The 14,044-nt window shown below is 44.1% G+C and carries 13 protein-coding genes; 6 read left to right on the top strand and 7 right to left on the bottom strand.

The features are described from left to right. Positions 1-67 precede the first annotated feature (67 nt). The 5 genes from ACX6CI_RS12255 to mqnB all read right to left on the bottom strand — a co-directional run bounded on the left by ACX6CI_RS12255 (position 68) and on the right by mqnB (position 5,668). Positions 68-457, bottom strand: a complete 390-nt coding sequence (locus tag ACX6CI_RS12255) for a response regulator (RefSeq protein WP_458773936.1) — start codon at positions 455-457, stop codon at positions 68-70. Further along, complete coding sequence (locus ACX6CI_RS12260; protein WP_458773937.1) at positions 450-3,047, bottom strand: histidine kinase dimerization/phosphoacceptor domain -containing protein; 2,598 nt, start codon at positions 3,045-3,047, stop codon at positions 450-452. The genes ACX6CI_RS12255 and ACX6CI_RS12260 overlap by 8 nt, the downstream gene beginning before the upstream one ends. Before the next feature lie 127 nt (positions 3,048-3,174). Next, positions 3,175-4,113, bottom strand: a complete 939-nt coding sequence (gene mobA / locus ACX6CI_RS12265) for a molybdenum cofactor guanylyltransferase (RefSeq protein WP_458773938.1) — start codon at positions 4,111-4,113, stop codon at positions 3,175-3,177. Between the two features lie 39 nt (positions 4,114-4,152). Continuing rightward, positions 4,153-4,995 carry a 1,4-dihydroxy-6-naphthoate synthase gene (locus ACX6CI_RS12270; RefSeq protein WP_458773939.1) on the bottom strand — a complete coding sequence of 281 codons (843 nt, stop codon included), beginning with the start codon at positions 4,993-4,995 and terminating at the stop codon, positions 4,153-4,155. A 7-nt stretch (positions 4,996-5,002) separates the two neighbouring features. Further along, complete coding sequence (gene mqnB, locus ACX6CI_RS12275; RefSeq protein ID WP_458773940.1) at positions 5,003-5,668, bottom strand: futalosine hydrolase; 666 nt, start codon at positions 5,666-5,668, stop codon at positions 5,003-5,005. Positions 5,669-5,867: 199 nt separating this feature from the next. On the opposite strand from mqnB, the gene queA reads away from it, so the two are divergent. Next, the gene (gene queA, locus ACX6CI_RS12280) at positions 5,868-6,974 is read left to right on the top strand and encodes a tRNA preQ1(34) S-adenosylmethionine ribosyltransferase-isomerase QueA (RefSeq protein WP_458773941.1); all 1,107 of its coding nucleotides are present in this window, start codon (positions 5,868-5,870) and stop codon (positions 6,972-6,974) included. Here queA and ACX6CI_RS12285 read toward each other — a convergent pair. Continuing rightward, complete coding sequence (locus tag ACX6CI_RS12285) at positions 6,971-7,228, bottom strand: FmdB family zinc ribbon protein (protein WP_458773942.1); 258 nt, start codon at positions 7,226-7,228, stop codon at positions 6,971-6,973. The genes queA and ACX6CI_RS12285 overlap by 4 nt on opposite strands. A 271-nt stretch (positions 7,229-7,499) precedes the next feature. On the opposite strand from ACX6CI_RS12285, the gene murI reads away from it, so the two are divergent. The 5 genes from murI (at position 7,500) to rpsA (ending at position 12,678) form a co-directional block, all read left to right on the top strand. Then, positions 7,500-8,282 carry a glutamate racemase gene (gene murI / locus ACX6CI_RS12290; RefSeq protein WP_458773943.1) on the top strand — a complete coding sequence of 261 codons (783 nt, stop codon included), beginning with the start codon at positions 7,500-7,502 and terminating at the stop codon, positions 8,280-8,282. A gap of 4 nt (positions 8,283-8,286) precedes the next feature. After that, positions 8,287-8,994, top strand: coding sequence for a LolA family protein (locus tag ACX6CI_RS12295; protein WP_458773944.1), 708 nt, complete (start codon positions 8,287-8,289; stop codon positions 8,992-8,994). Positions 8,995-8,996: 2 nt separating this feature from the next. After that, a complete protein-coding gene (locus ACX6CI_RS12300) occupies positions 8,997-10,808 on the top strand; it encodes a RiPP maturation radical SAM C-methyltransferase (protein ID WP_458773945.1) in 1,812 nt (603 codons plus the stop codon). A 7-nt stretch (positions 10,809-10,815) separates the two neighbouring features. Then, a complete protein-coding gene (locus ACX6CI_RS12305; protein WP_458773946.1) occupies positions 10,816-11,406 on the top strand; it encodes a metallophosphoesterase family protein in 591 nt (196 codons plus the stop codon). A 69-nt stretch (positions 11,407-11,475) separates the two neighbouring features. Next, positions 11,476-12,678: a 30S ribosomal protein S1 gene (gene rpsA / locus ACX6CI_RS12310; protein WP_458773947.1), complete on the top strand. Its 1,203-nt coding sequence runs from the start codon at positions 11,476-11,478 to the stop codon at positions 12,676-12,678. Between the two features lie 90 nt (positions 12,679-12,768). On the opposite strand, the gene ACX6CI_RS12315 is transcribed toward rpsA, so the two are convergent. Next, positions 12,769-13,968 carry an MFS transporter gene (locus ACX6CI_RS12315; RefSeq protein ID WP_458773948.1) on the bottom strand — a complete coding sequence of 400 codons (1,200 nt, stop codon included), beginning with the start codon at positions 13,966-13,968 and terminating at the stop codon, positions 12,769-12,771. Positions 13,969-14,044 lie beyond the last annotated feature (76 nt).

The raw sequence follows: 14,044 nt of genomic DNA on the forward strand, positions 1-14,044 counted from the left end.
GCGATCCTTACCCATGTTCAATATTGTATATCTCTTTATGGCAAAAGTGAAATTTTAAATATACCCGTCAGTTATCCTGTTCAAGAGCTAATTCAACCGCTCGAATTACCATCGTAAAACTGCCCAGTTTGTCTAGGATTGCAATAGGCTCGAGTTCTCTTGATCGCTCGATGAGTTGCTGATCCCTGTGGTTACCTGTAAAAAAGATGACAGGAATATCCAAATGCTCCTTAATCTGCCGTGCCGCCTCAACCCCATCAATATCTCCAGGAAGTGCAACATCCATAAACAACAGGTCAGGCTTATCCTGATGGGCTCGCTCTATGGCTTCCTCCCCCGTTGTAATGATTTCACTTGTTTCGTAGCCATGGGCTTTAATTTTTTTCTTGAGCATCATACCTACAAGCACTTCATCTTCAACAAGGAGAATCAGGCCGTTTTTCTTTTTCTTATCCATGTATATTTTTGAGGGTGAATTTTATATGAAAAGCGGTTCCCTTCTTTTTTTGAACTTCAAATGTGCCGCCCAACTGTTTTGTAATCATATTTGCCGTAATCTGAAGGCCAAAAGACGTTGGGGTTTCGGTTTCGATCTCAGGTGGAAGCCCAACACCATTATCTTCAACGATGAGGTGTAACAAGCCATTTACCTTGGTGAGCTGTAGACGAATTATACCCTTTCGTCCTGCCGGGAAGGCATATTTTACGGCATTGGTAATTAACTCACTCACAATCAAGCCTAAGGGTACCACCTTATCAAAGGGTGCAGTGACCTGACAATAATCAGACCTCACCTCAATCTGATCAGAAAACGTCATATGATCCACCTGAGTACGTGCCATTTTGGCCAGATATTCACCCAGATTAATTTCAACCAGATTTTTAGACTGATAGAGGTTTTCATGGACGAGAGCCATGGCACGTATTCGGTGTTCCATCTCCTCAAAAATCTTAATGGCTTTCTCATCTTCAATCTCATCCATCTGCAGGGCAAGCATGGATATGATAACCAGCATATTATTTTTGGTACGGTGGTACACCTCGCGGAGAAGGATATCTTTTTCATCAAGCAACCCTTTAAGCCGCTTTTCGTTTTGGGATATTTTCTCTTTGTCTTTAACATGATCTGAAATATCAACAAGCGTTCCAACCGAGGCAGGAGCTCCCTTCCAGGTGATAAAAGATCCATCCACTTCCACATCAAAGACCTCATTATTTTTCCGCCTGCATTTGACATGGTGGGGAGCGCTCTTTTGGTTTACCTCACCTTTTTCTCGAAGAGTCAACCGTTGCATTACCTCCGCGTTAAACTCGGTTGCAACCAAATCTATCGGTCCTTTTTTATCAACCAGTTCTTCTTTGGAGTAGCCAAACATCTCCTCTATGGCGGAGTTAACATACTTAAACTTATTACCCTGTATAATGCATATACCAGCAAGGGATGCTTCCATGGTTGTGAGAAGCTGCTTTTCCCTCTCTTTTAAAACGAGAGATATCTTCTTTCTTTTTTCACTTTCATTATGAACCTTACGCATAACCTCACTGAGCAACAGGGTCTTGCGGTGCAGGTCAGCAGTTCGTTCGTTTATGCCATTTTTTAACTTATTTAAATACTCTTTCTTAAAGGATTCAGCCTCTGCAAGACTGTCAATCATTTCATTCATAGCGTCTGACAGAACGCCAATCTCATCGTTTCGAGTAAGGCACGATTTTTTTGAAAGATCTCCTTTTCCAACACTTTGGGCCAACAGAGAGAGTTTTTGAATTGGCCCAACAACATGTCTCACAGCGAGGTAACAGCAGATGAGGAGGAGTAAAACAAGAATGAAGGTGTAAAGTATGAACTTTACCTTAAGAGAGGAGGTAACTCCTCCAAGCGCCTGTTTTATTTGAGAAACAGAAGCAAGCAAATCACTCTCTTTTGCGACCATCACAAGTTTCCATCCCTGTGAGGACAAACTTTCACTTGCGACAAAATAGTTTTCATCTTCAAGAAACAGTTGCTGCACAACGCACTTTGTTTCAAGTATCTTCTCTATGAGATTGACTACGTCCGGGTTCGTTGACTCGCGAAGATTATATGATAACAATTCACTATTTGCTGTATCACTGTTAACAGCAGATGGCATACCAAATAATGACAACAGTTCCATTGGATAGACCACAATGGCCCCATCACTATTTACGATAAAAGAAAAGAGTATCTTCCCTTCCTTTCCATCTTCATGGTGCGCTGCCTGGATGATGTCATCCACAATGGTTTTAAGGGGCAGATCTATCCCCACAACACCTTTGAGCTGCCCCTCCTCATCTCTAAAAGAACTGGCGGCGGTCAGGATCAATTCCTCACTGAGGTATCCCTTATAAATACTGGTCCAGAGTCTGTTTTTTTCTTCAATATTTGTATCTGAAAAGATGGAGAAAGCGACTGTCTCATGCAGGTCAATATCGGTGGATTGAGGGAAATGTAGTAGCAGATCCTCCCCCCTCAGTCCTCCCGCGCTATATTTTGCTATACCTGAATCTGTAACCAAATGAATCGCCACTGAATCGGGTAAAAGTTCCTGTGCCTTTACAAACAATGGATCAATGGTTTTCAGTGCATTAATCTCAGATAAGATGGAGGTAGAGAGTGACCCTTTCCCCCAGTATAGAGTTGGTACAACTTCACTGTCCGATGAGAAAAATATCTTTTTCTCTGCCTGGTACTCCATTGGAACAGATGTTTTAATAAGAGACGCGTGTGCCGCAAGATTCTGGTACATCACCTCAGCCTGGCCTGCAACAAGCTCAGCCACAGATGAAAATTCAGACAAATATGCCTCGTACCTTTCACCCTGTTCATGACCCAAGTGTGACAAATATGCGACAACATGCTTACGAATCTGATCTTCACTCACTCTAGTGGAGTATTCTCCGAACCTGTTTACCGAATTAAGTACATGGAGAGCGATTGGGCCTATGGTCAATAGCAGAACAAGGACAAACATAGCAAAGAGCTTATTGCCAATGGTTTCTGTGAGTCGTTTTTTGATAGGCTCAAACATAAAATTTCGTATTGGTACCTTACTCCGGGTAAACTGCCTGAAACAAAAAACCCGAAATGTATTTGTAATTAAGAACGTAGAACAAGTAACTCGATACTTTTCCTGGCTTATTTTCAGCCTCCAGAGACTAACTGAGGCGTGCCGATTCTAACTGTTCCGGAGTATTCACATTCTGCCAGGCAGAGGCGAGGGAACCTGGAATAACAGGATTGTCGATTTTATGGTGCGCTGCTATTTTTCCAACCCGTAAGTTACCTGTCAAAAGTTGCTCTTCAAGAAGATGCGCAGCCCTGCCATCATACACAGCAAAGAGCGGTTCACAAAATTTTGCGCCCTTAAGGCGTGGTATTCGTCCCCAACACCCTGGTGCATTTTCTGATAGTAGCCACTCTATAGCACTTTTCGAAATAAATGGCATATCACAGGCAATGACAAGCCATCTCTTATTGGGCTGCCAGCGCATGGCGGAGAGTACTCCTGTTAGAGGCCCTTTGACTCCCGGAATATCGGGGATTCGGGTAACATCGATGAGGCTGTCGGGCAGATCTCCTTTGCCGGATACAACCAGGCCATCCACAAGAGGTGTCACCAGGTGAATGGTTTGCTCAATCCAGCTCTCGTGTTTCCGGTCAATTCCTTCTAAGAGATGTTTGGGCTGCCCCATCCTCGAACTCTTGCCACCAATTAAAATACAGGCCCAGACAGGTGTATTACTCAATAATTTGATTTTCCCTTGGAGTTCGTCCCAAAAATCACCTGGCATGGAGGTCGTTTCTCTTTGGTATTTAAGAGCCATACCTGTAGAGCATTCTTCAGAGCCTAGAGAAATTTTATGTGAGGAATAATCGATCTCTGAATCCACAAGAACGAGATCATAGCGCCCACTCATTGTAACTAAATCATGACGGGAATATGTATTCCCTCTTGCAACACCTATATCGAGATGGGCTAATCCGGAACAATGTTGAATAGTATCAATACATGCAGAACGCTCAGCAACGGAACCACCCTGCAACTGAAATAAAGGATACTGGATCATCATTTCTTCCATCGAACTTTGTTTCATAGGACCACACCACAACTGCTCATATGCACAGGTTCCCCCCTATATAAACAACGACTTATCGCTTACCGGCAGGGCCCCACTTGTGCGCCCCTTATGGATAAAAAGTTCAACTGCAGCCCTTCCCTCATCACCTAAGTCTCGTGAAAAATCATTTACGTAGAGCCCTATATGACTTTCAACAACCTCTGTTTCCAGCTCCTGGCTATGTTGTCGTATATAGGGAAGGCACTCTTTTGGGTGGGTGAAGGAAAAATCGACACTGGCCTGAATTAAACGCTCAATGGCTCGAAGTTTTTCAGGCCCAAGACTTCGCCTTGCCGCTATACCACCAAGGGGTATCGGCATTCCAGTGCTTTCCTCCCACCACTGCCCGAGGTCCTGTAAACAGCTCAGGCCTTCCTGGGTGTACGTGAAACGCGATTCGTGAATAATGACTCCAGCATCAACTTCTCCACGCTGAACCGCCCCCATAATATAGTCAAAACGCATCTCAACTAACTCACACGGCTCTGTAAGATACATCTGTAGCAGCAGCGCCGCAGTTGTTAGTTTACCGGGGATTGCAATCCGTCTGCACCGTTTACCACCGTCCACCTGCTTCTCTTTTGCAACAAGAAGAGGACCACAACCTCTACCAAGTGCCCCTCCTGAGATGAGTAAACAGTATTCATCCAGAACGTGGCCTAAGGCGTGATAGGATAGTTTTGTGACATCGAGTTCTCCTGCAACAGCCATACTATTAAGCTGCTCCACATCAGCAAGAATTGGATCACTAAAACGTAAGCCATCACTGACAAGCTTTTCATGAACAAGACTATAAAAGATAAAGGTGTCATTGGGACAGGGGGAAAAGCCTAAACTCAGCGGCGAATTTTCAATCATATCTATACTACGTATGTAGCGCTTGTAAAATTTTGTGTGTAGTTATTGCGGCCTTATTACAGGCTGCTTCTAACTTCCACTCAGATACATTCCGGTCATCAACCATATTTGAAACACAGCGTAACTCAAAGAGATCAAGGGGGAACATGCTGCAAACCTGGGCAACAGCGGCGCCTTCCATATTTTCACACAATCCATTCCACTTCTTTTGCAGATAGTCGCCCCGTACCCTCGTACCAGATACACTACTCACTGTAATAAAAGTTCCCTGCAAATACTCTATCCCTGCACTTTCCACAAAAGTTACAGCCTGGTTCACCAGGCCATTGTTCAAATCAAACTCAATCGGTCCCACAAGGTCTTCCGGCAGGTAGTCTATGGTCTCTCCCATGGAAACGCCCAAATCCCCAAAGACCTCGCGTTCAGCAATACAGATATCAAGAAGCTTTGGCGTGCGACTCTGGTCTGAAGGGTGAAAAAAACCTCCTCCCACTCCAAAATTAACTACTCCAGCTATATTATGGGTTGTTTCAGACAAATAACGAGTGAGATAATAAGCTGTTTTAACGGGACCTACACCAGTCACAAGGGTGAGAAAAGGGAGATCCACGGCACCAGTCTCAGCAAGTAATGCATTCATCTCAAATTCAGTTGCAGCGGTGACCAGAATCATGGTATCTACAAACCCTTTTTAAAAATTATTGTCTATTTTTTCTACTCCGAAGAGTTGACTGGGAAAGATTGTTACTGGTCACAAAGAAAAGTACCTTGCCAGATCAAAGAGATGCGATATCTTCTCTGTACAACAATATCCCCGTGAGAATAACGCATTCTTTCATAACCCTACCACTTTTTACTCAAATAACCGTATAATGCAAGAAGATCTCAGCCTTAAGGCCTATCATTATGACCTCCCCCAGGAATGTATTGCTCAACATCCTGCTGATAAGCGTGACAATTCAAAACTCATGGTGCTTCAAGCCAAAGACAACAGCAGAGAGCACAGAACCTTTAGTGATCTCCATGAGTACCTGGAAAAAGGCGATCTCCTTGTTGTTAATAATACAAAGGTCTTTCCCGCCCGGCTGTTCGGGAAAAAAGAGACAGGTGGAAAAATTGAGGTCTTTCTTCTGGAATTTCCAAAAGTTCAGGAAGGAACCGGAAATACAGCACGGACCCATGGCCTGCTCAAAGCCTCCAAAAGGGCAAAGGTAGGCTCTGTTATTACAATAAGTGACGAGCTTACCTGCAAGGTTCTTGACTACTCTGATGAAGGTAAGGCGCTTCTGCAACTCCATTTTAATGAAGACCTTGGTCTGATGAGGTGTCTTGAACTCGCAGGCGACGTCCCCCTCCCTCCCTATATTACAAGAACTGAGGGAACAACAAAAGAAGACAGTAAAAGATACCAGACAGTCTATGCAGACCAACCAGGCGCTGTGGCAGCACCCACCGCAGGACTCCACTTTACAGATGAACTACTCACAAAGCTTAAAGAAAAAGGTGTTTTAATCGGCGAGGTTACCCTGCACGTTGGTTACGGCACCTTTGCTCCGGTTCGAGACGAAGATATAACGCAGCATCAGATTCACCGGGAGTACCTCTCAATTTCAGAGGACGTGGTGAAGAAGGTCCATGAAACCAAGGCAAGGGGGAGCAAGGTATGGGCTGTGGGAACAACATCTGTCAGGGCCTTGGAATTTGGAGCCCAAAAAACCGGCAAATTGACCACGGTTGAAGATTGGTGCAACCTATATATATATCCGGGATTTGAGTTTAAGGTAATTGATAATCTGATTACCAATTTTCACCTTCCAGACTCTTCTCTAATGTTTTTAGTCTCAGCCCTGTGCGGAAGAAAAACCCTTCTTAACTGTTACAGCTCAGCAATTAAAAAGGGATATCGTTTCTTTTCGTATGGCGATGCCATGACCATTATAGGCGGCACCCCAAAAAAGGCAGGCGGTGAAGCAGATTAGGTAGAGCTTGCAGCAGGACAACCGGCACAGCCAGAATCCGCCTTACAGGGGGCGGGTTTTGCATCAGGCTTCTTGGTGCTGCTATATCCATCGGCGTACCAGCCACCACCTTTCAGCTGAAAGGAACTCATGGACATGAGCTTTGCAATGGGACCTTTGCACTCAGGGCATTCGGTTAGAGGATTGTCAGCCATTTTCTGCTGAATTTCAAAAACTTTTTCACACGCTTTACATTCGTACTCATACACTGGCATTACATTCACCTATGGGCCATAACCATGTTATGGCAAACTAAACCAATAATAATATTACGTAATTCAAAAATTACTCTTCGAAGCTCTTGCGAGACAGGTGCAAATTTAATTCTCCAGACCCCGTCTGTCAACTCCTTGTTGAAGTATCAGCAACTGAGATAAAGACAAGCAGATGACAAATCTTGCCAACTTGTTGTTAATATCATTTTTTGTTATAGATTGGCCCTTGTAAACAAAACCAAACTCAACACGCATACGTAATAGAAAAACCATGATAGGAATCTTTGACTCAGGGGTAGGTGGAATGACAGTGGCAAAAGCCGTAGAACAGCTGCTACCCAAGCATCCACTCATTTACTTAGGCGACATAGCCCGAACACCCTATGGCCCTAAAAGCCCAAAAACAATAGAAAAATACTCCATTGAAAACAGTCGTTTCCTTATTGAAAATGGCGCGACGGCCATTGTTATCGCCTGTAATTCTGCGGCAAGCGTTGCCACCCAAACATTGCGGCAAGAGTACGACATTCCTATTTTTGAAGTGATCACCCCAGCGGTTACAAAAGCTGTTCAACAATCACGATCAGGAAGAATTGGGGTTATAGGTACGAGAGCAACTATTGGAAGCGGTCTTTACAAACAACTCATCACTGAAAAATATGAGGGTGCAAGGGTGATCTCCAAAGCCTGCCCTTTACTTGTTCCGCTTGTTGAAGAGGGTTGGCTTAACAGTCGAGAAACAAAAATGATCCTGCGCAGATATTTAAGCCATTTTACAAATTACCAGATCGACACCCTCGTGCTCGGCTGTACACATTATCCGCTGCTTAGCAATCTCATTCAACACCGGATAGGCAAACGTGTTCAACTCATTGACAGCTCAGAGGCTACAGCATTGCATCTGCGGGACAGCCTTGGAGAATTACAACATATCTCGTCTAAAAAAGATCATAAAGTAGTCGACAATATCTATTATGTAACGGACCGAACCGATACGGCACAACGGGTTGCCAATACTATCTTTGAGAGACCAATTGAACTACGACAGGCATAACACAATGAAATTAAAAAACCATTCCAGCTGCTACCTTCTGTTCTTGATGTGTGTATTGTTGTTTGGAATTTGCACGAACATATCCTACGCCCAGGAAGAATACCCGGAAGATATAGCTCTCAGACTTCAAGAAAAGTACGATACCATGACAAGCCTTGCCTTTAAATTCAATCAGGATACCCGTGGCGAGATTACCGGACGGCCAAGAAAAGGTTCAGGCAATGCCACATTTTTAAAAGGTGGTGAAAAAAGTAAGATGCGCTGGGATTACACCGACCCCAAAAAGCAGATTATTCTCAGTGACGGAACACATTTCTACATGTACTTCGAAGAGCTAAAGCAAATGATAATCTCTCCTGCTGAATCCCTTGAAAAAGATCTCACCTACTCTTTTTTTGCTGGCAACGGACGATTACAGGATGACTTCTATATCCGTCCAGCAAATGCCGAATTTACCGGTGATAAGGATGTCGGCTTCAAAGTGATTAAACTCGTCCCAATTCAGCCCCATTCACAGGTTCAGGATATCCACCTATGGGTTTCTCCAGATTCCCTTATTCAACGAATACATATCCAGGACCATTTCGGAACAGTAACGGTACTTAATCTCAGTGATATTAAACCTGATATATTACAGGGACGCAGCAAAGAAGAGACAGCTGCTCTATTTTCGTTTAATCCCCCCGAAGGAACGGAGATCATAGAGCAATAGCCATGAAAGCTCCTCATTCGGACACATTTAGCATTGCCCTCTGCTCAATGCCCTGGGCAATTTTTAACCGTCCTTCTATTCAACTTGCAAGCCTTGGGAGCTATATCGAGAAAAAGAGCAACTATAGTGTAGACACCTTTCACCCCTATCTCAATATCGCAAGCCTCATAGGTCCAGAACTCTACTCTGAGATAGCGCTTTCCGGCTGGTCTGGGGAGGCCATTTTTTCTGCCCTTCTCTACCCGAGTAAAAAGAAAGATGCTGAAAAACTCTTTTTCGATGGAATTTCCCCTGGGTCAAAAAAAAGAGTAAATTTTTCTCTACTCATTGAAAGCGTAGAAAAAAGTTGTGCGAACTGGCTCAACAAAATGGATTGTGAGCAATATAGTCTCATCGGTTTTTCTATCTGCTTTAGTCAATTACTCCCCTCTCTTTATATGGCCACGTTGATAAAACAGAGTCACCCGACACTCCCGGTGGTATTTGGTGGATCATCCTGCTCAGGTGAGGTAGGCCAGTCCCTCTTGGATCAATTTCAGCAGATAGACTATATTATTGACGGTGAAGGAGAAAACAGGCTACTAGCCCTTTGCAACAATCTGGGTAACGGTGAGTCTAAGGCTATAGATGGGCTACTGAGCCGTCACCACCAACCGGAAAAAGCGTATCCAACAGTGGATCTAATTGCACCAATGGATATGAATACCCTTCCCCTTCCAGATTATACAGACTATTTCAAGGAAATGGGTCAAACGTTTCCCGCCAGCCCCTTTATTCCTGTTTTGCCAGTTGAATTTTCAAGGGGATGCTGGTGGAATAAATGTACATTCTGCAATCTGAACATTCAGTGGGCAAGCTACCGTTTTAAAAGCGGTCAGAGAATGGTGAACGAAGTCCTCCAGTTATCCAAAAAATATCAAAGCCTTCAGTTCACTTTTACAGATAATGCACTGCCCCCAAAAGAAGCAGACTACTTCTTTGAAAAAACAGCTGAGGCACCTGTTGATCTTGACTTTTTTGCAGAAATACGCGGTACCAGTGATAAAAGCCGCCTGGAGAAGTATCGAAACGGTGGATTAACCACAATTCAGGTTGGTATTGAAGCTCTCTCCACTTCACTGCTGAAAAAAATGGAAAAAGGTCGATCTGCAATGGAAAATATTGCTATGATGAAACTCTGTGCTGAACAGGGAATACGCCTTGAAGGTAATATCATTGTCGACTTCCCCACCTCAACAGCAGAAGAGATCAAACAGACCCTTGCCAACCTTCAATATGTGCTTCCATTTGCACCTCTTGAATCGGCCGCATTCTTTTTAGGGTATGGCTCACCAATATATAAGAACAGTGCGGACTACTCCATTGCCGCCATTACTCCCCATACCAAAACAAAGCTATTGTTCCCGAAAAGTTGTTATAACTCGATGACCTCACTTATAAGTGGCTACCGGGGAGATAAGAGTCTACAGAAAAAATTATGGCAACCTGTTCGAAAAGCACTTGCTGAATGGAAAAAATTCCATGAGAACAGGAGCAACAAACAGGTCCCGGCCCTCAGCTATAGAGACGGGGATAATTTTTTGATTATTCGCCAGGAAAACCCACAAGCTGCAACCAATCATCATAGATTAAAGGGTCTCTCCAGAAAAATCTACCTTAGCGCCCATGTTCCAACAAAGCTTGACACCATACAACAACAGTTTCCACAGGTCTCTCCTGCAGCCCTTACAACATTTATCAATGAAATGTGCGCAAAACGACTTATGTTTGAGGAAAATGATTGCATCCTCTCCCTTGCAGTAAGAGAACATTGAAACGACTATGACAACATTTGCAATACTTTCAGACAGCCATGATCAGGTGGCAAATGTCCGTGCTGCCATTGATTACTGTAACAGCGCACGTATTGATGTAATGGCCCATTGTGGTGACCTTATATCACCATTCATGCTTAAACAACTTGCGCGTTTTGAGGGACAGGTACATCTCATATACGGGAACAATATAGGGGACCAGCGACTGATTGCAGACAGATGCGGTCGTGACTTTCCCAACATAAAACACCATGGCATTCTTGGCAAATTTATGGTTGATACTTATAAAGTAGCCATAGTTCATTATCCGGACCAGGCACACAACCTTGCCAGTGAGGATATCTATGATATAGTCTGTTGTGGTCACTCACATGTACCGATGATCCGAAAATATAATAGGTCTCTTTTGATTAACCCTGGTCAGCTTCTTGGTGAAAACGATCAGGCCGGTTTTGTGATAATAGATTTAGATGCTGGTACCACCCGGCGTATAGGTGTTGGAAAATGTATGTTTGATCGGGATATCCCCATATCTGAAGGGGGAGTTGAACAGGTTTCACTCCCAGCTATTGTTAAAACTGATATTCATGATATATAGTCAACAAAGCCAGTAGAACACCGCTTAACTGGCACTAACCTTAAACCGCAGTTCCAAAAACAGGAAGACATGACAGAAGCAAACAGTGAGAGCTTTGAGGATCTCTTCAAAGCGGAAGCCAACAAGAAGATCAAGCGCCTCGAACCCGGGCAGAAAGTTAAAGCAACAATAGTCGGAATAAATGACGAAACGACATTTCTGGACGTTGGGGGAAAGAGCGAGGGGGTACTCAACAGCTCTGAGCTCAAAGATAAGGAAGGCAATTTCACCCATCAGGAAGGTGATTCCATTGAGGTGTATTTCCTTCAGGCAAAGAACTCTGAACGGCTTTTTACCACAACAATAGGTTCTGGCTCTTCAAATGCCCATCTTGAAGAGGCTTTTCGCTCCCAAATCCCTGTAGAAGGTCTGGTTAAGGCGGAAATTAAGGGTGGTTTTGAGATCACACTTGGCGGCAATGTGAGAGGTTTTTGCCCATATTCCCAAATGGGCCTCAGACGTGTTGAAGATGCAGCCAAAGAGTATCTTGAGACTACTATGAAGTTTATCATTACACGCTTTGAGGAAAATGGTCGAAACCTCGTCCTTTCCGCTAGAGCGATTCTGGAGCTGGAACGGGAAGAACTGAAAGATAAACTGAAAGAAACCCTGGCAGAAGGCCAGACCATTGATGGAGTTATCAGCTCAATCCGTGATTTTGGTGCCTTTGTTGATATAGGCGGCGTTGACGGCTTGATTCCGATTTCTGAAATTGGCTGGAGCCGAGTTGAAAAGGTGGAGGAACATTTCACCACTGGCCAGAAGGTTCAGGCAGTTGTGAAAAGCATCGACTGGGAAAAGGATAGAATTTCTCTAAGCTACAAAGAGACCCTGGCAGACCCATTTGATGAGGTCCCCAAGAAATTCCCGGAAGGAACCACCCATACGGGAACCGTTGCGCGCCTTGCTCAATTTGGGGCCTTTGTTACCCTGGAACAGGGTATTGATGGTTTGGTACATATCTCTAAGCTTGGTGATGGCAGACGCATTAACCACCCAAAAGAGGTTTTAGAAGAAGGTCAAGATATCGATGTTAAAATCGAATCTATTGATCTTGCTGAAAAACGCATCAGTCTGGTTCCTGCAGATTATGTTTCTGTTGAGAGTGAAGAGGAACAAGAGCGCAGTGAATATAAGGCCTTCGTTTCACAAGACAAAAAGAAAAAGACTGACAAGGCAGTTGGAAGCCTCGGTGCCCTGCTCGCTGCAAAAATGGCTGCAAAAAAGAAGTAACCTTCTTACTCTTTTGCGTCTTTTTTGATTCTTTTTGCTTTTTTTGATTCATAGAGTATCCGCCCTGTTCTTTTCAATTGGGCGGATACTTTAATTTTTATCCTGAATGTACTTCCCCTTACCAAAATTTGTTGTTTCTGCACCCGCTATCATATAGTAGGAAACCAGTGATATCAACAAAACGACCAGTCCACTCACCTGGTAGGCCCGGGCTATTCCCCAGCCATCCATAAACCACCCCGCAAGAACAGCCCCTGTGAATACTCCTCCACTCATGGCAAATCCAAACATACCCATCATAGTTCCATGGCCATAGTTCTCCTTTGCCTCAATTGAGGCATACCCCCCAAGAACGGCCCAGACGGCGGCCTCCACACAGCCCAGCAGTATGTATACTAGAGCCATCATAGTGACAGTTGAAAAGAACGGAATTGAAAATACTATCACTGAGAGCAAGACACAGCTCACAACAAGAATTACGCGCTTACTATATGCATCCGCCAGTTTACCAAACGGAACTTGAAGCACAGCATTTACAAGGGTTCGACAAGCAATAACAAAGCCTATCTGCAGACCGGTAACCCCTGGCCACTCTGACATCAGAAGAGGAAGAAAAGCCATGCTTGGAACCATAACGATCATAGTTCCATATCTGCCAAGAAGAATACCAGCCGTCTTCCTGTTTCGCAGCATGCTCGCAAGGCTTACAAAAAGCTTTTCATTCTTAGCGTCGAAAGGCGCTGACTGAGATGGCATATAGACAACCACAAGTAACAGTGCAGCAAGACTCAACCCCGCCATGGTGTAGAAGACTGAGGAGAGCCCCCAGATATCTGAGAGAGTACCGCCTATAATCGGACCACATCCTATGCCGCAAAAAACCGCAACATTGAGGTAACTCATATATCTCGCCTCCTGCCCACCAGGAGCCAGCAAGCTCATATAGGCCATTGCAATGGGTACAATCATAGCTGAGCCAACACCATGAAAAGCTCTTATTATTATGAGGTGATTAACTTCTGCTGCCATGGGAATAAGTAAGCCAACAAGACCATATATAAATAGGCCTGCCATAAGAAAACCCTTGCGGCCCCACTTATCAGAAAGATTCCCCACAACCGGTTGTAACAGCCCCCGGGTAACAGAAAATGCGGCTATAATCATCCCAAGAGCAAAGCCTCCTGCCCCAAGTTCTTTGGCAAAAACCGGCATCACAGGGACTATGATGCCTATACCCAAAAGAGCTATAAATACAGAAAGGAGTATGGTTACTAAAGTATGTTTTTGCATTTAGCAGGTAATTCCCATAAGATATACAAATGGCATATTCATACCATCAGTGACACAGCAACGACATACCTAGAGT

The organism is Desulforhopalus glucosivorans, assembly GCF_054397165.1.